Source organism: Paenibacillus sp. J22FR5, assembly GCF_059691975.1.
On the sequence record NZ_JCAUAN010000019.1, the window covers coordinates 44,350 to 69,378 of the forward strand.

15 protein-coding genes are annotated in these 25,029 nt (G+C 47.7%); 13 read left to right on the plus strand and 2 right to left on the minus strand.

Annotation, left to right across the window (positions count from 1 at the left end; all coding sequences use genetic code 11):
- Positions 1–69 precede the first annotated feature (69 nt).
- The 3 genes from AC58P7_RS21725 (at position 70) to AC58P7_RS21735 (ending at position 6,111) form a co-directional block, all read left to right on the plus strand.
- Positions 70–1,833 (plus strand): sensor histidine kinase, encoded by a 1,764-nt coding sequence (locus AC58P7_RS21725; protein WP_497346553.1) that lies wholly within the window; start codon positions 70–72, stop codon positions 1,831–1,833.
- The gene (locus AC58P7_RS21730; RefSeq protein ID WP_497346555.1) at positions 1,830–3,446 is read left to right on the plus strand and encodes a response regulator; all 1,617 of its coding nucleotides are present in this window, start codon (positions 1,830–1,832) and stop codon (positions 3,444–3,446) included. The genes AC58P7_RS21725 and AC58P7_RS21730 overlap by 4 nt, the downstream gene beginning before the upstream one ends.
- Before the next feature lie 280 nt (positions 3,447–3,726).
- Positions 3,727–6,111, plus strand: a complete 2,385-nt coding sequence (locus AC58P7_RS21735) for an alpha-L-arabinofuranosidase family protein (protein WP_497346557.1) — start codon at positions 3,727–3,729, stop codon at positions 6,109–6,111.
- Between the two features lie 153 nt (positions 6,112–6,264).
- On the opposite strand, the gene AC58P7_RS21740 is transcribed toward AC58P7_RS21735, so the two are convergent.
- A complete protein-coding gene (locus AC58P7_RS21740) occupies positions 6,265–7,830 on the minus strand; it encodes a response regulator (RefSeq protein WP_497346559.1) in 1,566 nt (521 codons plus the stop codon).
- On the minus strand, positions 7,823–9,676 hold the full coding sequence (locus AC58P7_RS21745; RefSeq protein WP_497346561.1) for a sensor histidine kinase: 1,854 nt from the start codon (positions 9,674–9,676) through the stop codon (positions 7,823–7,825). The genes AC58P7_RS21740 and AC58P7_RS21745 overlap by 8 nt, the downstream gene beginning before the upstream one ends.
- Positions 9,677–9,857: 181 nt before the next feature.
- Here AC58P7_RS21745 and AC58P7_RS21750 point away from each other — a divergent pair, with 181 nt between their 5' ends.
- The 10 genes from AC58P7_RS21750 (at position 9,858) to AC58P7_RS21795 (ending at position 24,851) form a co-directional block, all read left to right on the plus strand.
- Positions 9,858–10,787: an ABC transporter permease gene (locus AC58P7_RS21750; RefSeq protein WP_497346563.1), complete on the plus strand. Its 930-nt coding sequence runs from the start codon at positions 9,858–9,860 to the stop codon at positions 10,785–10,787.
- Positions 10,788–10,825: 38 nt separating this feature from the next.
- Positions 10,826–11,755, plus strand: a complete 930-nt coding sequence (locus AC58P7_RS21755) for a carbohydrate ABC transporter permease (protein WP_497346565.1) — start codon at positions 10,826–10,828, stop codon at positions 11,753–11,755.
- An 84-nt stretch (positions 11,756–11,839) separates the two neighbouring features.
- Entirely contained in the window at positions 11,840–13,327 is a 1,488-nt protein-coding gene (locus tag AC58P7_RS21760) for an ABC transporter substrate-binding protein (protein ID WP_497346567.1), read from the plus strand.
- A gap of 204 nt (positions 13,328–13,531) precedes the next feature.
- Entirely contained in the window at positions 13,532–14,557 is a 1,026-nt protein-coding gene (locus tag AC58P7_RS21765) for a LacI family DNA-binding transcriptional regulator (RefSeq protein WP_497346569.1), read from the plus strand.
- Positions 14,558–14,586: 29 nt separating this feature from the next.
- A complete protein-coding gene (locus tag AC58P7_RS21770) occupies positions 14,587–15,471 on the plus strand; it encodes a carbohydrate ABC transporter permease (RefSeq protein ID WP_497346571.1) in 885 nt (294 codons plus the stop codon).
- The gene (locus AC58P7_RS21775) at positions 15,461–16,291 is read left to right on the plus strand and encodes a carbohydrate ABC transporter permease (protein ID WP_497346573.1); all 831 of its coding nucleotides are present in this window, start codon (positions 15,461–15,463) and stop codon (positions 16,289–16,291) included. Before AC58P7_RS21770 ends, AC58P7_RS21775 begins: the two co-directional genes overlap by 11 nt.
- Before the next feature lie 87 nt (positions 16,292–16,378).
- Positions 16,379–17,722, plus strand: coding sequence for an ABC transporter substrate-binding protein (locus AC58P7_RS21780; RefSeq protein ID WP_497346574.1), 1,344 nt, complete (start codon positions 16,379–16,381; stop codon positions 17,720–17,722).
- Positions 17,723–17,887: 165 nt separating this feature from the next.
- Positions 17,888–21,646, plus strand: coding sequence for a glycoside hydrolase family 31 protein (locus tag AC58P7_RS21785; protein ID WP_497346576.1), 3,759 nt, complete (start codon positions 17,888–17,890; stop codon positions 21,644–21,646).
- A complete protein-coding gene (locus AC58P7_RS21790) occupies positions 21,643–22,278 on the plus strand; it encodes a thioesterase II family protein (protein WP_497346578.1) in 636 nt (211 codons plus the stop codon). The genes AC58P7_RS21785 and AC58P7_RS21790 overlap by 4 nt, the downstream gene beginning before the upstream one ends.
- 257 nt (positions 22,279–22,535) lie before the next feature.
- A complete protein-coding gene (locus tag AC58P7_RS21795; protein ID WP_497346580.1) occupies positions 22,536–24,851 on the plus strand; it encodes a glycoside hydrolase family 95 protein in 2,316 nt (771 codons plus the stop codon).
- The last annotated feature ends 178 nt before the right edge of the window (positions 24,852–25,029 follow it).

Here is a 25,029-nt window from a genome sequence, read left to right on the forward strand (position 1 = left end):
CCGAAAGCAGCGCGTCTCTTATCTTTTATCTCTATACGTTTATGAATATCCAGAAGGGGATGGGACAGTTTGAAAAGATGGTACTATCAGCTTTCTCTCCGCCAACGGCTGCGTATTTCCGTTTTGATGCTGACAATTCTCTCCATTGCGCTTACGGGTATTATGTCTTATTGGATTGCCTTTCGATCGACAGAAAGGGGGGCGTTTATTTCCAGTCAGAATACGCTGAATAAATCGGCACGCGTACTGGACGAAAAGCTGCGGCATATCATTGTGGCAACCTCCTCCATGATGCTTAGTGATCCGTTCAAGCTGGCCATGGATGATGTGGCGGCAAATGATGGGACAAACTATTATACACGGTTATCTTCACTGCAAACGCCGTTTGGACAAATGAAATTGATTGAACCTTCCATTCAATCCGTCTTAGTAGATACGCCGATCGGCGAACTGTTTGCTACAAATGATCTTCGAAACAGTCAGGTTCGACTCAAGAATACAGCCATAGCTCCTTATTTGGATAGCCCTGATCGAGTTGTTTGGGTGGAAGACCATGAGGATCTCCTCTTCTCCGGGAAGCAAAGGGTCATCTCTATGATCATGAAGCCAGTCACCGAATATAAATTTCGCGAAGTTAATGTTGTCGTTAATGTGAAAGAAGACGCATTACGCAGTGTCGTCACCGACGATTTGCTCGACCATGCCAGTACTTATTTTCTGATCTCACGGAACGGTGAGACTGTTCTACCCATAAACAGCCAAAAGTCTGTATTTCAAGATGACCCGGCTTTTCTAGAGCAGTTACAGGCTCAAGACCGCGGATTTTTCAAATATAACCTCGAAGGCAAGCCCTATCTAGTCAATTATTCGCGGCTTACGATGACCGATAATTGGACGATGGTTAGTCTGCAAACGCAATCGGATTTGCTTCGCCAGGTGAACAAGATCAAAACAACCACACTGATCATCATGTTGTGCTGTGTCGTATTGGCATTCGTACTGTCCAATGTCATCTCGAGCGTGCTTCTGAAGCCGCTGCATAAACTGCAAGGGTTGATGAGGAAGGTTGAAAATAATAATCTGGATGTAAGGTTTTCCAGCAAGTACCAAGATGAGGTTACGCAAGTAGGGTTAAAGTTTAACCGGATGCTGGAAGAAATCGCTTCACTCATTGAGAACGTCAAAGATGCTGAGTTCGAGAAACGCAAGATGGAGGTAAAGGCGCTCCAGGCGCAAATCGATCCGCATTTTCTATATAACACATTAAACACAATTCTTTGGAAGTCAGAAAGCTCCCAGAATCATGATGTTACCGAAATGATCACTTCGCTCTCGCTGCTGTTCCAGTTAGGTCTCAACGGCGGACACGAGTTGACAACGCTAGCTATGGAAATCGACCACGTCAGGCAGTATCTGATTATTCAGCAAAAATGCTATGAGGATCTGTTTGAATACACGATTGAGCTGGAGGATGAGTCCCTGCTGGAGGAACCGATATTGAAAATTATCTTGCAGCCTTTGGTAGAAAACTCCATTCTACATGGCTTTCAAGAAATGGAGGAAACAGGAACCATTAAGATCTCTATAACACGTACGGATTCAAGTTTGCGGCTTCGAGTTGAGGATAATGGTGCAGGCATGGACGTCCAACCCGTCATGGCGGATATGCGGCTAGAGCAAGCGCACCAAAAAAGCTATGCACTCCGCAACGTCTATGGCCGATTGCGGCTGCATTACGGTAATGAAGCGGATATCGAAATGAGCAGCGAACCCTATGTATCTACCTCGGTCACTCTAACAATACCACTAGCAGGTGAGGGATATATCAAATGACGACAGAACTTAGGATGTGTGTAATTGATGATATTAAGACTGTGGTGGATGGGATCGCGAGTCAAATCAATTGGGAAACGCATGGCATTCGCATTGTAGGAACAGCGAGCAACGGTGAGAAAGGCATTGAACTCATCGAGAGAACAGAGCCCCACATTGTCTTGACCGATATTCGCATGCCGAAACTCAACGGTTTGGAAATGACAAAGCAGGTATTGACAAAGTTTCCACGCACGAGAATCATTTTTTTAAGTGGATACACCGATTTTCAGTATGCGCAGCAAGCCGTTCAACTCGGTGCGTTTGATTACATTGTCAAACCGATTACACCGAAGAAAATTATCGAAGTGGTCTTAAAGGCAAGGATGTCGATCGAAGAGGAAATGGGGGAAACTCAGCGCTATCAGGAGATGGAAAGAAAACTTCGGGAAAGCTTGCCATATTTAAGGCAGGAATATTTCCAACTGCTGCTGCAATTTCGAACGACTCCCGAACTAGCGGCCAAACGTTGGGATTTCTTGAACATCGGACTGGAACGGGAGCGCTTTGTTGTTATGCTGACGGAAATTGATCAGTTCGCTGAACAGACGGAAACTTTACCTGTGCAGGAGGTAGAGCTAATCCGGTTTACGGTGCAAAATATTTTGGAAGAAAGCTTAAGGAGGTTTACCAAAGGATTTGTGTTCCGTGATAACACGAACCGGTTTGTAGTCATATTCAATCCGCCGGATTCGCTAAGCGTGGAAGCCATTTCGGAGCAGTGCCGTGAAAATGTTGCAAAGTATTCCAGATACACCGTATCCCTAGGCCTTGGGGAAGAAGTTTTGGCGATCCATCAAATTTCGTATTCTTATGCGCAAGCGATTGCTGCCCTTTCGTATAGTTTCTACACTGGCGGCAACACTGTCTACAGTTATCAAAATATGAGCCCAAACCATCAGACTGTTCCGCGCTACTCCCTGGAAAAGGAGAAAGAGCTCTCTTATTGCCTGCGGTCTGGAAACTTAAATAAAGCATGTGCCATTGTGGACGAGCTATTTGAGGAAACGGTTACGACCTCCGTGCCTCCGGCTCCAGAGGTGGTTAAGGGGTACTATGATGATCTGGCCTTCCTGATCAAACGTGTTTTCTCAGAGAAGCTAACGGATGAAGAAATGAAACAAGTCGAACGTCATTTCATGTATATCAAAAATCTTTCCTTCTACAAGCTGAAGGAGCTCCAAGGAAACATCAAGGAACTGTGCAGGATCGGCTGCGAATTAATTCAGAAGCAACACGTAGAAGATACGAATCAAGTCGTAGAACAAGTGATTCAGCACATACGTCAAAATGTGGCCTCTAACATGACAGTTATTGATTACGCCAAACTGGTTTTTTTGAGCGGCAGTTATTTTGCCAATCTGTTTAAGAAAGTTACGGGGTTGACCGTTGTACAGTTTGTGACAACAGAACGGATGGAGCAGGCCAAGCTTATGCTCGCCCAAGGCAAACAAGTTCAAGAAATCGCACAAGCACTCGGATACGAAGACAGGCCGCATTTCAGTGAACTGTTTAAAAAACATACAGGCATGACGCCATCCGAATTCAAACAGCTATATAGCGCAAAAGGATAGAAACCGACTTTATTGGACACCCCATAGAGAAGATGATATCTTAACTTCAATATAAGGGCTTCTCCTATGCGGCATATTTGCCGAAAGGGGAAGCCCTTATTGTGTGTCTATCAGCACACCAATGATACCGCCGATGCGCTAACCATGTGCAGATTCTGTGCAAAAGTCGTTATTTTGCATAGAAAAAGTCGTAATTATGGTAAGTATCCAGTCGTATAATGCATCATAATTATGTTAATCATTAAATAAAATTATTAATCCATAGGGGGATTGAGCAACGATGAGTAAATCCGCAAAAGTAACGATCCATGCCGACCGAAAGCAGTTCCCGGTCAGCCCGACCATGTACGGCTTGTTCTTTGAGGAGATTAACCATGCCGGCGATGGTGGGCTCTATGCCGAGCTGATCAACAACCGCTCGTTTGAGGATATGATCGTTCCTGACCGGTGCCATGTGGATGGATGCACGATGCATACGCCTGCTGGCTGGACAAGCCCATTCGATAATTCCGATCCGATACCGGGCTGGCAGCTGGTTCTCAAAGAAGGCACAGAAGCCAGCATGCAGTTGGATAATTCCCAGCCGCTCAATGCAGCCAATCCGCTCTCGCTTCGTGTCGATATTGCGTGTACGGAAGGTGGCCGAGCTGCGGTCTGCAATAGCGGATTCTGGGGGATTCCCGTTCATGCCGGGGCCAAATACGAGTTGTCCTTCTACGCGAGGAAAGATGCAGGTTTCTCTGGTTTCCTGGACATTACGTTAGAGGATTCATCTGGAACAGCGGTTCATGCCTCGCAATCGGTCTGCATTGGATCTGAGCAGTGGCAGAAAATGGAGCTGACGCTCGAAAGCAAGGACAGTAATCCTGACGCGCGGCTTGTCATCTCTTCCAGAACGTGCGGAACGTACTGGTTGGAGCTGGTATCGTTGTTTCCAGCCGATACGTTCCAAAAGCGGAAGAATGGCCTTCGCTCTGATCTTGTCAGCATGCTCCAGGGGCTTGCGCCGACGTTCCTCCGGTTTCCCGGGGGCTGCTTCGTTGAGGGCTTCTCTGTGGAGAGCGCATACAGATGGAAGAAGACCATCGGCGACCTATCGGAGCGGATATCCCACTGGACACTGTGGCATTACCGGACGACGAACGGACTCGGCTATTACGAATATTTGCTAATGGCCGAAGATATGGGGCTGGAAATGATGTTTGTCGTCAACTGCGGGCTGACTTGCCAAGGCAGGCCCGGCGAGCTTATACCTATGGACGAGCTGGATGAATGGGTGCAGGATATGCTTGATGCCATTGAATATGCCAACGGTCCGGTCACGAGTAAGTGGGGAGCTTTGCGGGCGCAGCATGGCCACCCCGAGCCATTTGGCCTGAAGTATATCGAGATCGGCAACGAGAATTTCGGTCCTGAGTATAACGTCCGCTACAAGGTGTTCTACGACGCGGTGAAGGCGGCCTACCCAGAAATCGTAACGATCTGGAACACCCATTGGGAGGTCGGCACAGAAACAAAGGATCTGCCGGTCGAAATTGTGGATGAGCATTTCTATGCAGATAATGAATTCTATCAGCTGTATCATGACATGTACGACCATTATGACCGCAGCGGCCCGAAAATCTATGTCGGTGAATATGCGATGATTGTCGACAATAAGAACGGAACACTACAGGGAGCGTTAAGCGAAGCCGCCTTTATGACCGGCATGGAGCGCAATCAGGACATTGTTGTCATGTCCTCTTATGCCCCTCTGTTTGCGAATATCCATCATACGGTGTGGGACCCGAATTTAATTTATTTTGACAGTACCCGAGCGTACGGTACGCCATCCTACTATGTGCAGAAGCTGTTCGGAGAGAATCGCGGTGAATTCGTCGTGGAGAGCCAGGTCACATCAGATCATCTTCCTCCGCGTATTCACGGCGGCTTAGGGCTTAGCTTGAGCGAGCTTGGGCTGGTAAAGGACTTGCGTATCTCGTCTGGGAGCGATACCTTGTTACAGCTGGAACGTCTTAGCGAGCAATCGTCATCCTCCCGTGTTTTTCATAATGCTCTGTGGATCGGCGATGCCTCGTGGCAGCAAATGGAGGTCACGTTGAACGTAAAGCTTGATGAGCATGGATTGAAGCTGCGCTTCCTCGACCGCCATCAGCAGTGGGAGAAGCAGAATTATTTTCTGTGGGAGCTGGAGCCATCTGGTGACAGCCGGCTTGTCCGCATCGTGGGATGGTCGCGCGTCAAGCTGGCAGCGGATGCGAAGGTCAGCATCACGCCCGCTGAGTACCAGCAGCTGCGTATCGTTGTCGGCCGCGACCAGGTCAGTTGTTACCTAGACGGACAACTCGTCCATGAGCATGCCTATGGCGCCATTCCTTATTTGACCTCGGTTACGACGTTGGATGAGACGAACAACGAGCTGATCGTGAAGCTGGTTAATCCGTCCGCATCTGTCATTCATACAGAGCTGGATATCCGTGGTACGAACATGAAGGAAATCGCCGGAAAACAACTGCTCTTAACAGCCGATGAGCCAGATGCGTACAATACCATGGAACAGATGACACGCGTGGTGCCGACCTCTTCCTCGCTCCATTTGGACGGCAGATTGTATCCTGTACCTGCCCACGCAGTCGTGATTTTGAAGATTAAGCTAGGACTTTGACGGGGCAAGTCCCGGATTGTAGAAGAGAAACCCGAACCGCCATAATGAGGACGGTTCGGGTTTCTTTTCTCTCACATACCAGCTTGTAGCTTGTATGTTATCCTGCATTCGCCACCGTCAGGAGTATTCCGGCGGTGGCCTATTTGCGTGGGTTCACATCAGTTTGCGATATTGAGCGGGGGCGACGCCAACAACTTTCTTGAAATGCTTGTAGAAATGGGCCGTATCCCAGTAGCCTACGGCTTTGGCGATATCCTGCGTTTTCAAGGATGTTGTTCTCATCAGATTCATCGCTTTTTCGATGCGGAACCGATTTAGATAATCGGAGAACGTTTGATTGGTTTCCTTTTGGAATAACTGACCCAAATAAACGGGATGGATACGAAACGTTTGCCCTAAAGTTTTCAGTGAAAAATCCTCCATATAACAACGCTGTACATAATCCTGAACCTGTCTGATGACCGGACTCTTCTCCATTCTTAGGCTCAAAGCCTGTGAAACCACGTCCCCCATCGCATGGACGAGGCCTTTCAGTTGTTCCATGGTGGTCGCAACGCTGATTTGGTTCATAATGTCATGGTACGTTTGCGAGACCGGATGGCTCTGTTCGAAATCATTCAGCCATTTTTTCATTTGAATAATGAGTTCGACGACGGAATGTCGAAGCACCGCAGGCGAAATGCCTTCAATTTGTGAGAAAGTAGCAAAGTAATCGCTAATTTGCTGATGAAGTGCCTGGTCATCAGAAGCGTGGGCTAGAAGCAGATATTCTTGAGGATCGACCACAAACGAGTCTTGGTTGCTGCCGTTGGTCGAAGTGATGCGTTCAAAGTCCAACAGCCTCTCATGGGGAAAAAGCAGTTCGTACTCCAATGCATGCAAGGCATTACGGTAACTGACCGGCACATCCTCGAAATCCGATTCCACAGAGCCTAATGCGATTGTTGGACGTAAGCCCAGCGTCGTGAATAACAACTCAGCGAACTGATCCATATAGGATCGCAAATCGGCCAGTTTGTTGGAAAAGCTCCCGCCGGCATCCAATACGAGAACGACATGATCATCAATATTCTGAAAGATGAGAAAGGGAATATCGTTGTTTTCCATGAAAGTGGCGGCCATCCTTCGGATATGGAGGGCTTGCCTAGGGAAAGTTGCAGCATCATCCGCGCTGGGTTTGACAATTGCTGCGATGACGGACGGAACGTTAAGCTGCAGCTGCAGGAAGTCGGATCTCAGCTTCCATTGCTCGCTGCCGATACGGCCTGTGACCCAACGGTACAGGATGTTATCTTTCAGCAATTCTCGCTGATCCTGATCCAACATATCGATTTTGGAACGGTTCAGCTTCTCAACGGTATTGAGTAGGGTTTGTGTAAGCTCCTCGAAATGAATGGGTTTCAGCAAATAATTCTCGATGCCAATGCGCATGCCTTGGCGAATATAATCGAATTCATTGTAGCCGCTGAGAATAATGCATTTCAGCTCCGGGTTTCTTTCTTTGAGAATGCGCAGCAGCTCGAGACCATTCATTTCCGGCATCGCAATGTCCGTAATCAGAATATCAACGTGAGCGTTTTGCTGTTCAATTTGCGCAAGGGCATCAACGCCGTTCTCAGCTTTCCCCGCCAAAACGAGCTTAAGGGACTGCCACTCTATAAGACTGGCAAGTCCGTCGAGGATGAAGGGTTCGTCATCGACAATCCAAACATTAAGCATGAAATATCCCCCCTTCATATGGAAGCCGTACGCGAACGATCGTCCCTGCGTTCGGACGGCTGCTAATCTCTAAACCGAATCCTTCCCCGTAGATCAGCCGAATCCGTTCATGAACGTTGCGCAGGCCAAGTGAAGGGGAGGCGCTAGCATGCCCTTTTCCCGCAAGCAAGTCTTGTAGTGTGGTAAGACGCTCCGGAGCCATGCCTGCTCCGTTATCACTAACCTCTATGATAAGGGAAGATGTAGTATCATCGGCATGCGCATGGATGCTTATCATATTGCCGGATCTGGCTGTCCGGATGCCATGCACGATAGCATTCTCAACCAACGGCTGCAATAGGAGCTTGAACACGCGAAATTTATGAAAACCTTCCTCGATCGAGATGCGGTAATCGATTTTGTCTCTATAGCGAACACGGTACAATTCGAGAAATTGCCTGCAATACTCGGACTCCTCCTCAAGCGTAACACTCGTCTCCGGCTTCACCGCATAACGAAACAGCGTTCCAAGCAAGTACAGCATCTCCCCTGCGACATCCGCACCGTTCTTTAGTGCGCTCATGCGGATTGCTTCCAGTGTATTGTACAAAAAATGTGGATTGATTTGCGCCTGAAAAGCGATCAATTCCGCTTGCTTCTGCTTGATATCGGAAACGTAAACCTGATTGATATGACTCATTAATTCCTCGCACATGCGGTTGAAGCTGCGGGATATGTCATCTAACTCGTCTTTGCGTCCAGTCGGCACGCGGACTGTCAGATTACCATGCTGGGCCAGCTTCATGGCCCTGACGATTTCTCGTGTTCGCTTGGAATAGCGGTACATGGCGATGTACGAGAAAATGATCGTTAACGCGATGCCGATTCCTGTAATTGTGATTACTCTGTTCCGGAAATGGGAGTAACGATGCTCTAGCTCCGATAAGGGCACGATACCGCTAACAAGGACGTTGGATTTTGCCGATCGCATCGTTGACGTATACGATTTCTCATCTAATCCGCTTAAGCCGGAAGACGCTTTTAATTGTTCAGTGAACGGATAATTTCTCCCATCGTAACGATGCTGGGAGTCATAGATGACTTGGCCATTCGGGAATAGCACCAAACTGTGGCCCATCAGCTCCTCGCTGCTCATGTCCAGAACCCGGCGGATACTGTCCGGTTGATAAGTAATCAGGAGAACTCCATCGGTTTGGAGGGTATCCGGATCATTAAGATCCATGGCAAAGGTATAGGCACCCGCTTTGGATATGCTTAGGATGGGTGCGATCCCAAGGGAGTGGACACTGGACATTTTCTCCAGACGCATGCGGCTGACGGCTTCCGCAACGGTTTGATTTTCTTCCCGCAGCATGCGTAAATTTTGGGTTTTGTCCTTGTTAAAAGTGAAAAGAAACGACATCTTGCGGCTGTACAACGCGATTTGAAGGATATCCGAATCGTGCTCCAACTGAGTGCGGATGAAGGTTTCCACATTCGTGTCCACGCTGCTGTTACTAGCTATGTATTTATTGAACCGGTTTTGAATATAAAACTGCAAATCATTGCGAAGAAAGAACAGCATGTCATTCAGCAATGTCTGATTCTGATAAAGCTGGAAGACGATTTCATGGGATTGATCCGACTGGCGATCCAGATAACGGGTGACACTGTCAACGGCCTGTCGCTGTGAGCCGAGCTCTTTTTGCAGCAGAGAATTGGTTGAATATTTGTAAACAAGCACGGCCATTGAACAGAAGGTGACGATCGTAATGCTGGAAAAAATAAGCAGGATCTGATTAAAGAGACGCGTACGAAAAAAAATGAAATGAAATTTGGATAGCCTGGACGTAGCGATCATCTCCATGGAAGAATTTCGAACGATGTAGCTCTACGATAACATGAAGCAGTTGCCCTATCAATTGAGGCGGAGGCAGCTAACTTTAATTTTTACAACAAAGCTTAAGTATGTTCACTATTTTTGGGTGAATGCCCTGTGATAGATTGAATTTGCGAGGCACAGACAGATGAAAAAGGGGAATGACAATATGCGGCGATTTGTGCGAGAAATGGGGAGGAATAAAGCGTTTTTGCTTATGGTATTACCGGGAACCCTCTGGTTTCTTATCTTTTGTTATTTACCGATGCCTGGTGCCCTTCTGGCTTTCAAGGAATACCGGTTGGATCAAGGCGGATTCTTCTCCGGGCTGATCCACTCCAAATGGGTAGGCTTCAAAAACTTTGAATTTTTGTTTCATGCACATGACGCTTTCATCATTACAAGAAACACAGTACTATACAATCTGGTTTTTATATTCCTCGGTTTGGTTCTGTCCGTCACCATGGCGATCATTTTATTTAATCTGACTCAGAAAAAGCTCGCGAAGTTTTACCAAACGGCGATGTTTATGCCCTATTTTCTCTCGTGGGTCATCGTCAGTTACTTTGCTTTCAGTTTCCTAAGCGTGGACAAAGGGATCTTGAATCAATTGCTTGCTTGGTTCGGGGCGGAGCCGATTGCGTGGTATGCGGAAATGAAATATTGGCCGTTCATCCTCGTCTTCATGAGCATGTGGAAGGGGATCGGCTATTCGAGTGTCGTCTATTTGGCTGCCATATCGGGTATCGATAAATCCTATTACGAAGCAGCAATGATTGATGGTGCGAATAAATGGCAGCAGACAATCAAGATTACAGTTCCGCTAATTCGTCCGATGATGGTAATCCTGACGATTCTGGCGATTGGCGGTATTTTCAGAGCTGACTTCGGGCTCTTTTACCAAATTCCACGCGATTCGGGGATGCTGTACCCAGTAACGAATGTTATCGATACGTACGTCTATCGTTCCATGAAGGTGCTTGGTGATTTCGGCTTGGCGGCGGCTGCAGGTTTTTATCAATCTGTGATCGGATTTATTCTGGTCGTTGGGGCGAACTGGACGGTGAAAAAGGTGAATGAGGATCAAGCGCTTTTCTAAACGTCATTTCTAAATAATTTCTGGAAGGGGACTTACCCATGATGCCATCTACACAACCGGGGAAACTGCGCAGTATCCATCGCCTTCCGTTCGGTTGGAACGCTTTGCTCCATTGTATTGCCGGTTCGTTCGCGGCTGCCTGCCTGTTTCCGTTCCTGTTTGTTATCGTTATATCGTTTACGGATGAGAACTCATTGGCGCAGAAGGGATACCGGATATTACCTGAGAAATGGAGCCTGCATGCATATTCCTATATTTTCAAAACCGGTGATCAATTGTTTCATTCCTATGGGGTAACCTTATTTGTCACCGTTGCAGGTACAGCCCTCACAGTCATCATGACGACGTTATACGCGTATGCGCTCTCACGCAAAAGTTTTGCTTATCGCAAGTTTTTCACTTTCCTCGCTTTTTTTACGATGCTGTTCGGCGGGGGGCTAGTCCCAACCTATATTATCTCCGCTCAATTGCTTCATTTGAAAGATACGATCTGGGCGCTAATTCTGCCAATGGCGCTGAATGCCTATAATATCGTGATTCTTCGAACGTTTTTCCAGACGATGATTCCTGACCCGATTATTGAATCCGGCAAGATCGATGGAGCGAGCGAGTTCAGAATCCTTTTCAACTTGGTTCTGCCGTTAGCACTTCCCGGACTGGCAACCATTGCGCTTTTTAGTACACTCGGATATTGGAATGATTGGTTCAACGCTTTGCTTTACATCGATTCGAACCGGCTCGTCCCGCTTCAATCATTGTTGATGCGTATTGAAACGAGCATGCAGTTTATTATTCAGAATTCAGCCGTGCTGAACAGCGGTCAAAGCCGGGAAATGCTTCGTTCGCTTCCGCAGGAGACTTCTCGTATGGCGATGGTTGTACTGGCTACAGGTCCCATCGTGTTAGCATATCCATTTTTTCAGCGTTACTTTGTTGAAGGTCTAACGATCGGTGCGGTTAAGGATTGACGACACTCATGCTTGAAAGGTTTTGGCGGCTTGAAGGGTTTTACTCTTCAGGTGTTAAAATAAACATTCAGATGGAAAAGGGAGATGGTCAGATTGAAGAGAAAGTGGGCAAGCGTTATGTTGTCCGCCCTCCTAGCAGGTGCGGTTTTGGCAGGTTGTACAAACAGCAGCGAGAAAAGCAGTCCAGCAGCCGCAAGTCCGGGCGCGACTCAGGCATCGGTCGAAGGTCCGGTTAAATTAATTTGGTATACAATTGGTACCCCGCCCAAAGACCTTGCGAAAGTTAATGATGAAATCAACAAGTATATCAAGGATAAAATTAACGCGACCGTCGAAATGAAAATGCTCGATTGGGGGGATTACTCTCAAAAAATGCAGATCATTATCGCATCTGGCGAGGCTTATGACATTGCTTTCACTAGTTCGTGGGCCAATGATTACTTTGCTAACGCCAAGAAGGGTGCTTTTTATGAACTTGATAAGCTGTTGACGGATAAAGGGCAAGGCATTAAGCAAGCACTCAATCCGGCTTTCCTAGAAGGGACGAAGGTGAACGGGCATAACTATGGGCTGCCGACGAACAAAGAACTCCCACAGCAGCGCGTATTCCGCTTTAACAAAACTTACGTAGACAAGTACAAATTGGACGTGTCCAAGGTTCGAAAGATTCAGGATCTTGAGCCGTTGCTGAAAACGTTTAAAGAAAACGAACCCAATATCCCTCCGATTCCTGCGAAAATTGCCGAGTTTCTGCCCTATGATCTTCCTTTCAGCGATCTGCCGTTCATCGGTGTTTCACTCGATACCAAAGATTATAAGCTTGTCAATGTATGGGATACACCGGAGGCTGCAAGCTACTTGGAGACGATGAACAAATACTATAAGGCTGGTTATTTGCCTAAAGACGTGGCAACGCAAAACGATGCCGGCGATTATTTTAAAACAGGCAAATGGCTCGTGGATGTAGCGGATTCCCAGCCGTATGCGGATAATTTATGGAGTAGTGATGCAGGCTATGGCGTCGTCAGTATGCCCATGCATGATCCAATTACATTCAATTGGTCCGTCGCCGGTTCGCTGCAGGCCATCAATGCGAAATCCAAGCACCCTGAAAAAGCAATGGAGTTTCTGAATTTACTGTACACGGACGCGAATTTAATTAATTTAATCGATTATGGCATCGAAAACGTACATTATAAAAAGTCTGGGACCACCTCCAAAGAAGCCATTCCGGACAGTGGCTATGGTTTTCCTGCTTTCTCCGTAGGCAATTTGATGCTGACCTATTTAAACACGAATGACCCTGCGGACAAGTGGGCGAAGTTTAAAGTGTTCAATGAATCGGCTAAGAACGCTCCGTTATTAGGCTTCCAGTTGGACACCTCCAAGATCACAACAGAAATAGCTAACTTGAAAAATGCCAAGGACGCCGTTTATAATGCATTGTTTTCAGGAACCATTGACCCTAAGGAAAATTTACCCAAAGTGAAGCAAAAGCTTAAGGACAATGGACTCGACAAAGTGATGGCCGAAATCCAACAGCAAGTCAACGATTGGCGTGCCAAGAAGTAAAGCATAAAAGGATAGAAGAAGACCAAACAAGCCGCGACTTACGTTGCGGCTTGTTTTCGGTTTTTTGTTTATCAATCAACATATTTTAGTTAAACGAATAACTAATAAATTGATTTTATCGGAAAAAGATAGCGCTACCATATTGCTAATTACAATTTACTGACATATAATCTAGTTAAACGTGTAACTAAAGAGGGCTGACATATGAAAAAACCAACCATTAAAGATGTTGCCAAAGCCGCAGGTGTCTCAGCAGCAGCAGTTTCCTATGCGTTAAACGGCAGAATCGATAAAGTCTCCAGTGAGACGATCGAGCGCATTAAACAAATCATTGAAACCATGAACTACATACCCGATTTTTCGGCGAGAAGTCTGGTCAAAAATCAATCCAAGCTTATTGGTATTGTCATTCCGCAGACAGAATCACATAAACAGCTTATTCTCGAGAACCCATTCTATAGTGAGATGATTAGCGGAATTGAAGGTAAGCTGCGCGAGTACGGGTACCATCTGCTGCTATCGGGCGTTAACCAAGGCGAAAGCTATTTGGATCTATCTGTACAACGTAACCTTGACGGCGCGATTATGATGGGGATTTATCCGGAGCCGTTTTATGACGGTTTCAAAAAAATCAACATCCCGATCGTGCTGATCGACAGCTACATTAACGACAGCTATTTCAAGCGAATCGGCATTGACGATGAGTATGGCGGGTTTTTGGCAACGAAGTACCTGATTGATAAAGGACATTCCAATATTGGACTCGTGACGGGAGCGATTCGGAAGGACGGTGTGGTTGAGAAGCGTTTTTTAGGCTATAAACGTGCAATCCGTGAATCGAATTTCTTTTACAATCCGGACTATGTATTCGAGGAATCAATGAGCTATGAACATGGCATAACAACGGGCCGGCTAATCGCAAACAAGTTCCCCGAAATAACGGCTGTGTTCGCGACAGGAGATATGGTTGCATTCGGTGTGATTCGGGGCCTGATGGATATGGGCAAACAAGTTCCGGAAGACATATCTGTCATCGGTTTCGATGATATTTCGATGTCTAAGATGTTCATTCCGCCGCTCACAACGATACGTCAAGATATTACCAAGAAGGGCGCTACCGCTGCAGAGCATCTGATCAACATGATCCAAGGCGAAGTGGAACAAGAAGCGAGTGAAATTATGCTGCCACTAACGATTGTGGAAAGATCGACAGTGAAGGTCAAAGAATAACGAATCTTTGAACGGAAAAGGAGAAGATCATGGTAGGACAAAAGAGACTATCGAGAGCAGCTGTCATCATTGGATTTTTATTTCCGAGCTTAGCGGGTTTGCTGCTTTTCCAGCTCATTCCGCTGCTTTCATCGGCGGTGATCAGCTTTACGGATTGGGATTTACTTACCCAGGCCAAGTTCGTCGGGTTGGATAATTATCGTGAAGCATTGCAGGATGAGAAAACGCTTACTTCGCTATTGAACATCCTTCAATATATCTTAGGCTATATTCCTTCTGTGCTGGTGTTCGGCGTCGTATTTGCCATTTTGTTAAATAGAAAGCTCAGAGGCGTGAAGTTGTATCGGGTTTTCATCTTCGTGCCGGTCATCACCTCGTGGGTAGCTGTTTCTATCGTATGGCGTTGGCTGCTGAACGGGCAGAACGGGCTTGTTAACTACCTGTTATCCTATGTTGGCATTCAAGGTCCCGTGTGGCTGCAGGATTTTTTCTGGGCAATGCCCTCGATTATCGCGGTGAGTGTATGGAAAGATGTCGGCTATGTGACCATTATATTGCTTGCTGGCTTGCAGGATATTTCGGACGACTATTACGAAGCGGCAACGATTGACGGCGCAGGCGGTTTTCAGCAATTTTTTCGTGTAACGCTCCCACTGCTTACACCCAGCATTTTTTTCGTGCTTGTGATCTCGCTCATTAACGGTTTTCAGCTCTTTGATCAGGTGCTTGTCATGACGGGCGGCGGTCCAGCGGGGAAAACGAGTACGCTTGTAGAGCAAATTTATGGGAATGCTTTTCAAAGTTATAAAATGGGCTTTGCTTCCGCGCAGTCATGGATCTTGTTCGCTATCATTTTCGGTGTAACGATCCTTCAACAGCAGCTTCAGAAAAGGTGGGTTACGTATGACAGATAAATATACAACGCTTCGGAACCTGCTCTCACATCTCATTTTACTCGTGGCTGCTGTTGTCCTCATGTTTCCTTTCGTCTGGATGCTGTCAGGTTCTTTCAAGGATAGCTTGGAAGTTGTAAGGATGCCGCCTAGTCTTATTCCCGACACGTTCAAATTCAGTAATTACGTCGAAATCACGAAGTATTTTCCGATCTACCGTTTCTTAGGTAACAGCGTGGCTGTTTCGCTGGTGACCATGGCGGCGCAAGTGGTTGTGTGTGCGATGGCGGCATTCGTTTTTGCCAAAATACCTTTTCGAGGCAGAGAAACGTTATTTGTTCTCTTTCTCATCACGATGATGATTCCAGCACAGGTGACGATGACCCCGCTTTTCATTGTGTTCCAGAAGATGCACCTGACGAATACGTATCTGGGTCTCATTTTACCAGGCATCTTTAGCGCATATGGCACGTTTTTGCTCAGACAGCACATCATGACGATCCCTGATCCGCTTGTTGAGGCGGCCAGAATGGATGGAGCCTCTTATGTCAGAGTATTTGTGAGTATCATTCTTCCGCTCAGCAAACCCGCAATAGCAACACTGTCGATCTTTGCTTTCATGGCTTCGTGGAACAATTTCTTATGGCCGCTTATTATTACGAGCGACAAGGAACTAATGACGCTTCCGATTGGACTTAGCAAGCTGCAAGGCAGATGGGCGACGGAATGGAACATTTTGATGGCGGGTAATGTCATCAGTTTTGTCCCGATTTTCATTGTTTTCTTGTTTGCATCGAGATACTTCATCAAAGGAATGACGATGAGTGGCGTAAAAGGTTAATGAGAGGGGTGATGCAGGCGCTTAGGGAAGGTGAAGTAGGAATTGGGGAAGAATAGCGAATAAATCATGAGAAAAGAGGGTTCATACATGGTTAACAAAAAAACAAGTATGGTCGTTGCGTTAGGTATGGTGGTATCTATTGCGGCTACAGGGTGTGGAACATCTAGTAAACCAGAGGCGTCCGAAGCTCCCAAACAAGAGTCCACGGCGACGACAACTGCAACGCCAGCAGCGAAGAAAGATCTGGTTACACTTAATTTCATGCAATATACAGCAAGCGGCTCTCAAGAGCAGACACTTGGCGATATGGTCAAAGCTTTCGAGACAGCGAATCCAGACATCAAGGTCAAGGTGGACATCGTTGACTATAAAAATTACTACACGAAGCTTAATACACAGATCGCATCGGGGGATGCGCCTGACGTATTCGAAGTCGGTTACGAAAACTTCGTGTCGTATGCTGCCAAAAATACGTTGAAAGACTTGACGCCGATCATTGCGAAGGACACGACGTTCAAGCCGGAAATCTACAAAGGACTTGCCTATGACTCATTTAAGTATAACAGTAAACAGTACGGAGTTGTAGAGTCATTTTCCGATGTAGTTCTTTTTTACAATAAGGAATTGTTCGATAAAAAGCAAGTGGAGTACCCGAAGGCGGACTGGACGTGGAAACAGGAGCTGGAAGCGGCTCAGAAGCTGACAGATGCCAAGAGCGGTGTATGGGGAACTTATGCTCCAATCCAATTCTATGAGTTTTACAAAACGATTGCTCAGAACGGCGGAGGCATCTGGAGTGCTGACGGCAAGCCTACCGTGAATAGCAAAGAAAATATTGAAGCGCTGAACTGGATGTTGGATAAAGCCAAAAAATATAAAGTGTCGCCACCTCTGAACGACGATACCTTCAATCAGCCGGATGCCGATCTAAATGCATTCAAAGCGGGTAAAATTGCCATGCTGCGCGCTGGGATTTGGAACTTCAGCCGCTTTGCGGATGCTTCTTTCAAATGGGACATTGCGTTAGAGCCAGGCAATACGAAAAAAGCGCATCACTTCTTCGCGGATGGTCTTGTTGTATCGGATAAAACGAAAAATGCGGAAGCGGCATGGAAGTTTATTAAATTCATGTCCTCTGATCCTGCTGTTGTCAGCAAACGCATCGAGAAAGGCTGGAGCGTTCCTGCCGTATCTAATGAAAAAGTGATGGAAGCGTATTTCAAACAAACGCCTCCAGAGTCGAAGAAAATTGTATTGGAAGCGCTCAATTCACTCGTACTTACGCCAGTAGGTCCTATTCCTGACAAATGGAACGATCTTACGAAGGCTGTTGGCGATGAATTGGATAAAGCTAGATTGAAACAAGATTACACAGCGGAACAAGCGCTCAATGAGGCGCAGGCTAAGATTGAGAAACTGGTCAGTAAATAATTTAGAAACGAAATTATTCATTAACGATGTAGTCATGCCGGGAGAAGGGGTGTAGGGGCGTTGTTTAACAATAGCCCTTTTTTTCTCTTCTTTTCTTTTCTCCAGGCGACACAAGTCGAACGAAGATTTCACAAAGTTTATGGTGGAACAAGGAGGATCTTACTAGTGAATGTACAGCATACACGACAGAAGCAGGTTAACTTTGAGATAGAAACGGAGACAGATCAGGTTGTTATTTTAGGACAGAAAGGCAGTATTCGCGATATTGCTTTTTTGTGTTATGCGTTTATTGGGCGAGGTGAGGCTGAACGTGCATTACCGCTGCTTCGTTTGTTAGCGGATCGAGGTGTTAAGGGGCAGGCCGCACTTACAGATACGGCTCTTGGACTATGGGCAATTGGCGAATATTTCAAAGAAACGAATCATCCGGAATTTAAATTGGAGATCGAAGGAAGCATCAAGGAAGGGTTCCGACTTCTAGATGCGAATTGGCAGAAGCCTCAGCCACATTGGCTGCAGGAAGGAAGCGAAGGCATTTATTTAAGTCATTTGGCGATGTACTTCGCGGCGATTCAATCTAATATCGAGAACGGTATTGGCGAGCAGGGCGTAAGATTGCTGAAAGCGATCCGTGAACTGGTTTTCGCTAAATTCATCAAGGAAGGACGAGTTGTCAGCCAATTGGGAGACACAGCCATTCATGGTGATATTCTAACGGCAGCAGTACCTTTCGGTATGCTTGGTATTGAAGATCGCATTCTTATCGAAGCGCTGTATAAATTGGAAGAAACGCTTGTCCTCAAAGGGGTCAGGCTGCAGGAAAGCGACACGTATTTCGGCGGCTGCGAAAGGGCGGATTTGACGTGTTTATTGGCGTTGTACTATGTCAAGAAAGGTGATACGCCACGAGCGAAAGAGCTGCTGACTCATGTGGAAGCGCTGCAGGAGGAACAGGGGCTGCTCTATGAAGTAGATACGGCTACGGCGAAGGAGCCGTTACTGCTGGATTATTGGCTTGAGCAAGCTCAGATGGCGGAGCTGGCACTGAATCAGGAGCAAGAGGAGGCAGGAACACAAGGGCTGCCGCCAATCAGCGCATGGAGTCCGGTGCTGCTCGAGCTGGCGCAGGCGGCGCTTGCTTCTGGAGCTGCGGGCAGTGCGAGCGCTGACAGCGTTATGCTGATGCATCAACCAACAGGTTATGACGATCCGTACGTCATCCTTCCTTACGAGCGGTTTCCCCGCCAGCCCGAAGCGGGCGATGCGGTGTTCGTTCGTGTGCTGACGCAGCCTTTCCAGGCGAGTCAGGTGGTGACCGTGCAGGCCACCGTTAACGGCATTTCGGCGGCTAAGGCTGTGCCCGCTGTCATTAGGGTGACGGCGGATAGCGAGAAAGTCTGGGAAGCGCAGCTAGGTCCTTACCTTGCAGGTGAGGAGGTAAGCTATGCGTTTGCGCTTCAGAGCGGCAGCAAGTCGGTGATGTCACCGACTTACAGCTTTAACGTACGGACATGGACGGGGCTTGAACGCGTCCATGCCATGTACCAGACGACGGATGGCTTCGTCGCCGAGTTGACTAACGGTGCGGATATATCCCGCACCGCTTCGCTGGTTTTCCGCGCCGACGCGAGCGGCGCCGTGCAGTTGACGTTCGCCGCAGCGTGCGAACGCGCAAGCGGCGAGCCAACGCAGCAGGCGACGTTGGCGGTTGGACGCGCAAGGCTGGAAGCCGAAGTGCGCGGGGGCAAGCTCGCACTCGCGCTGCGCAGCGCGGATGGCGTGCTCATGGAAGGCTTCGCCGCAGAAGGGAAGCCGCTGCTTGAGGCATTGACTGATGGCTCGGGGATGATCCACAAGCTGCGGCTGAACTTGCGGACGAAACCGGAGCACCGTTGGTTCGGTATGGGGGAACGCTTTTCCCATTATGAATATTCCGGTCAGGAAGTAGACCAATATGTCTACAACCAATACAGGGATCAAGGTTTAAAGACTTATATGCCGGTGCCTTTTGCAATATCTTCAGGTGGGTATGCGATCTTCGTAGACACGCCGCTATATTCGACCTTCCGCTTTCATACGCGGCTATCCGATCTGGTTGAAGTGGAAGCGGATGTATCGCCTGCGAATCAGCAGCTTGTTGCCTATCTGTTCGCCGAAGAACCGCTTGCGATGGTCGGACAATTTACGCTGTTGTCCGGCAAACCAGTGCTACCGCCGAAGTGGGCATTCGGTCCGTGGATGTCCAGCAATAACTGGGACTCGCAGGAGGAGGTAATGAAGCAGGCTGAGATGACGGTTAAATATCAAATCCCTTCTACAGTGCTTGTTATCGAGCAATGGAGTGACGAGGCAACTTTTTATATATTCAATGATGCGCAGTATCAGGTCAAAGACGGCAGCCAGCCGCTGCGCTATGACGATTTCCAGTTCCCAGAATGGGGACGCTGGCCCAATCCCAAAGGGATGGTCGAAGAGCTGCATGATCAAGGCTTGAAGGTGCTATTATGGCAAATTCCGATTCACAAACATATGTATGGCATCGCACATGGTCAACGCGATCAGGATGAGATTACACTGCTTGAGAACGACTACTGCGTGAAAACAGCGAATGGAGAGCCATACACATTGCCGTACAACTGGTTTAAGGATTGTCACATTCTTGATTTCACTAATCCAGAAGCGGCGAAGTGGTGGTTTGATAAACGTCAGTACCTGGCAGATGAAATCGGTGTGGACGGCTTCAAAACGGATGGCGGCGAATTCGTCTTTGGCCACGATTTGCAGTTCTACGACGGATCGACAGGCCGGGAAATGCGGAATCTGTATCCGAACTTGTATGTGGGCAGCTACTATAATTTCATAGGGCAGTATGCGAAAGATGGCGGTATTACATTTAGTCGAGCTGGCTACACGGGAGCTCAGAGATATCCGCTGCATTGGGCGGGCGATGAGCGTTCGACGTTCGAGGCTTTCCGCTCTTCAATGATTGCTGGGTTGTCCAGCGGTATGTCGGGCATCCCGTTCTGGGGTTGGGATTTGGGTGGTTTCCACGGCGATATTCCGACTGCGGAGCTGTTCGTACGGTCAGCCCAAATGGCGGCATTTTGCCCAGTGATGCAGTATCACGCTGAGACGAAAGGCGAGTTCAATCAGGACCGAACGCCGTGGAATATTGCTGAGCGTACGGGACAACCGATTGTCATTGCGTTGTACAAGAAGTACGCCGACATTCGGATGAATCTCCTGCCTTATGTATACGATCAGGCTATCCGTGCTAGTCGCACAGGCTTGCCGATGATGCGAGCGATGACGCTGCAGTACCCGGCTGATCCGCGTTGTACCGAAATGATTAGCCAGTATATGTTTGGAGAACATTTGCTTGTGGCTCCGGTAACGGAGGAAGGTCATAGCGCCAAAGAGGTTTATTTCCCAGAGGGCTCGTGGCTCTCGTTGTTCAGCGGGGAGGAAGTTCAAGGGCCGTGTTTGAAGAAGGTTGCAGCTCCTCTTGAAGGGATTCCGGTTTATCAGAAGCAAGATAGTATCCTTGCACTCAATCTGGCAGAGGATTATGCGCTGGGTAGCTACGTAGGCAACCGAGTGGACGGTTATGAGCATTTGTGTTTCCGCGTATATGTTGTAACGGGACTACAGGCTGAGTTTGAGGATGACCTGGGTAATCGGTTAACGATTTCAGTCCAAAGAATCAAGGGGCAGATTCAACTGCAGTGGTCGGGAAGTCTTAGCCAGTCTATTACGTTTATTGTGTATCAACCTGAGGGTGTATCTGCCATTTCTTCTCCGGAAAGCAGTCTTTCTTATGTAGAGGAAGTCGAACAGCTTCAGGAAGGTAGTTACTGTATTCGGCGGACGGATGTGCTGATCGCTGTCCGCGAATTGGCGGGAAGCTTGGTGATTCAGCAGTGATCGTGTTCGGTTTCCCACACTGTGGCGAAGTATCCCAGTCTTATCTCGGTTGGAGTGAACGATTACATTCGAATGTAAAGTTCCTGCCCGTTGAGCTAAGTGTGGCCGGTTTGTCCATGCGCGATGTTTCCTCCGACTTGTGGGAGCAGGCGTTGCAAGAGGCTTGCCGATTCGTCAAGCAGCAACTGCTTGCCAGCGACGGCGAGAACTTTGTGTTCGTGGGGCACTGTTGGGGCAGCTTACTTGCCTTCGAGGCTGGTCACCGCTTGAAAGCGGAGGGCTTCGCTGAGCCATTGCACTTGTTTCTTTCTGGCTGCAATGCCCCGCATTTGTTACGTCCCCGTGAGGGGGCGCTCCGCTTTCGAGAGCTGGTAAAGCCAGAATACCGCTGTCAACCTATCGAGGAGTACCGAGCGCCTTTCGACCGTGAACCGCTTCGTGCCAGAATTAGTGTGTTTATCGGTAAGAAAGATGAACATGCACGTGTAGACCGTTCAGCGGAATGGAGCCGCTATACCACCCAAATATGCGATGTACATTTGTTCGCAGGTGATCATAACTACTGGCAAACGGATTCCAGTAAATGGCTGAAGCTGGCGCAAACGATTGTGGAAAGAGAGTATTCGATTTAAGGTAATCCATTACTGCTATATGGATCAAAAACCAGATCAACCTTGGTATTGAGGTTGCTGGTTTTTTTTCATTTCTACACGCATCGTTTCGCTTATGGATGCTCGAATGAGAGATGTACCCTATATTTTGAGGCAATTGTACGTAATATACCGCAATTGTACCTATCTATCTAGGGGAACTATCCCCTACAATAAGCATCAAGAAATCGTAATCATTACAGCGTTGGTTTCCAATCTACTCATAAGGATGGCGCAATATGAATGAATTAAAACTATGGTATTCTCGTCCTGCATCGAGCTGGGCGCAAGGTTTACCTATCGGAAATGGAAGATTAGGGGCAGTGATCTACGGGGGCGTCGAACATGAAACCTGGAGTATTACAGAAGTGACCTATTGGTCAGGGAAATCGGAATCGATTCCAAGCCGATCCCAGGGCAGAGCGGATCTCGAGCAGATGAGGGAGCATTTCTTTGCCGGGGATTATGGGCGTGGAGACGAGCTGGCCAAGCAAGCGCTGCAGCCTAAGAAGGGGAACTTTGGCACGAATTTATCCATGTGCGATGTTAAACTAGCGTTTGACCATCAAGGAGATCAGTTTGTTCGTGAGCTCAATCTTGATAACGCATGCACTTGGACTTCTTACCAATCTAACGGAAATACGCTGACTAGAGAAGTATGGGCCTCCCATGCAGATGGTATTGTGGCGTCGCGCATATCCAGCGAACAGTCTGGCGGTTTGTCCCTAACACTGGGCATCCTTGGAAGAACAGATCGGTTTACAGCAACGGTGATCGATAACGATACGATTGTCTTTCAAGGGCAAGCAACGGAAAGCATGCATAGTGATGGGGAGTGTGGCGTGTTCTGCCAAGGTAATCTGAAAGTAATCGCGAGCGGCGGCAGGGTGTATGCAGATGCTGAACAAATAAAAATAGACAACGCAGATGACGTGTATATCTATTTCGCTGCAAATACGGATTACGCAAGAAGCGATGACGCGTGGATGTCGAAGTCGGGGCGCCAAGTGGAGAAAGCCATTGCCAAGGGGTATGAGCGGCTGAAACAGGATCACATGGCAGACTATCGCAGTTTGTACGAAAGAGTCCATGTTGACCTGGGCGTAACAAGTCATTCCTGCTTACCAACGGACGAAAGAATACAGCTGTTCATGGAGGGGCAGGATGATGATCCGCAGTTATTTGCCTTATTCTATCAATATGGGCGGTATCTGACGATTGCAGGGTCAAGGTCGGATTCTCCGCTGCCTTTGAATTTGCAAGGGATTTGGAACGATGGCGAAGCCAATCGTATGCAATGGAGCTGCGACTACCATCTGGATATCAACACCCAAATGAATTATTTCCCCACAGAAGTGAGCAATCTGGCGGAATGCCATCTTCCTTTAATGCGATTTATCGAGCAATTAGCAGGGAGTGGAAGATCGGCAGCGCAGAATTTCTATGGCTGCGAGGGATGGGTTGCCCACGTATTCACCAATGCCTGGGGATTTGCGTCACCAGGATGGGAAACGTCGTGGGGGCTGAATGTAACAGGAGGCTTATGGATCGCCACGCATCTTCGTGAGCACTATGAATTCGGCCTCGATCGAGCGTTTCTGGCAGAGACGGCATATCCTGTTTTGAAGGAAGCTGCTGCATTTTTCCTCGACTATATGACAGTTCACCCGAGGTATGGCTGGCTGGTAACAGGCCCGTCGAATTCGCCGGAGAACAGCTTCTATATAGACGACCACAGGAAAAGCGAGTATCAATTGTCCATGGGATCTACGCTTGACCAAGTTTTGGTTCGCGATTTGTTTATATTTTGCCTAGAAGCGTCGGAGCTTCTGCAGGTGGATGTGGCGTTTCAACAGAAGCTGAAGCAAGCAATCGCCATATTGCCGCCGCTTTTAGTTGGACAAAGGGGACAATTACAGGAGTGGCTTGAAGATTATGAAGAAGCGCAGCCAGACCACCGGCACTTATCCCATCTGTTCAGCTTATATCCGGGCAATCAGGTGACGCCTGAAGGTACACCGGAGCTCAGCGCTGCGGCAAGGATAACCTTGGAAAATCGGATGGATCGTGAAACGTTAGAGGATGTTGAGTTTACTTTAGCTGCTCTTGCAGCGAATTTCGCGAGATTGCATGATGGCGAGAATGCTTACAAGCATCTCACGCACTTAATCGGTCATTTGTGTTTTGACAATTTATTAACATACTCCAAAGCAGGGATCGCTGGGGCAGAAACGAATATATTTGTGATAGACGGTAATTTTGGCGGTACAGCGGCTATCGGTGAAATGCTTCTGCAAAGCCATGCAGGAGGCATTCATTTCCTACCAGCACTTCCTGCCAATTGGCATACCGGTAAGGTAACGGGCTTGCGAGCTAAAGGCAACGCAGAGGTGGATATGACATGGGCGAACAGCGAATTGGTAGAGGCGACCATACGGGCATACTCCTCAGTTCGTTTGTTCCTCCGTTATCGAGATCGTAAGGTGGAGTTCGTTCTGGAGCCTAACTGCACGTACCAAATCGACAGCAAGCTGTGCGTGAAACGTATGAGTTAGGAGCTTTTCTCCTACCTATCCGAATATGTATCTGAATATCGAGTAGACCCAGGCAGCTACAGTCAGTATAAAAGTAGTTGCCTTTCCTTTGTTTACCACATGAGAATTTATAAGTTTCCAGTACTCGGAATAACAAATTCTTATTGGCGATAAAAACAACCATATATAGGGATCTTTG

Bases quoted from the DNA above. Each gene is read 5' to 3' on its own strand.
- AC58P7_RS21755 (WP_497346565.1), top strand. From the start codon at position 10,826: ATGATGCCATCTACACAACCGGGGAAACTGCGCAGTATCCATCGCCTT.
- AC58P7_RS21730 (WP_497346555.1), top strand. From the start codon at position 1,830: ATGACGACAGAACTTAGGATGTGTGTAATTGATGATATTAAGACTGTG.
- AC58P7_RS21780 (WP_497346574.1), top strand. From the start codon at position 16,379: ATGGTTAACAAAAAAACAAGTATGGTCGTTGCGTTAGGTATGGTGGTA.
- AC58P7_RS21775 (WP_497346573.1), top strand. From the start codon at position 15,461: ATGACAGATAAATATACAACGCTTCGGAACCTGCTCTCACATCTCATT.
- AC58P7_RS21750 (WP_497346563.1), top strand. From the start codon at position 9,858: ATGCGGCGATTTGTGCGAGAAATGGGGAGGAATAAAGCGTTTTTGCTT.
- AC58P7_RS21740 (WP_497346559.1), bottom strand. From the start codon at position 7,830: ATGCTTAATGTTTGGATTGTCGATGACGAACCCTTCATCCTCGACGGA.
- AC58P7_RS21795 (WP_497346580.1), top strand. From the start codon at position 22,536: ATGAATGAATTAAAACTATGGTATTCTCGTCCTGCATCGAGCTGGGCG.
- AC58P7_RS21770 (WP_497346571.1), top strand. From the start codon at position 14,587: ATGGTAGGACAAAAGAGACTATCGAGAGCAGCTGTCATCATTGGATTT.
- AC58P7_RS21745 (WP_497346561.1), bottom strand. From the start codon at position 9,676: ATGGAGATGATCGCTACGTCCAGGCTATCCAAATTTCATTTCATTTTT.
- AC58P7_RS21760 (WP_497346567.1), top strand. From the start codon at position 11,840: ATGGTCAGATTGAAGAGAAAGTGGGCAAGCGTTATGTTGTCCGCCCTC.
- AC58P7_RS21735 (WP_497346557.1), top strand. From the start codon at position 3,727: ATGAGTAAATCCGCAAAAGTAACGATCCATGCCGACCGAAAGCAGTTC.
- AC58P7_RS21765 (WP_497346569.1), top strand. From the start codon at position 13,532: ATGAAAAAACCAACCATTAAAGATGTTGCCAAAGCCGCAGGTGTCTCA.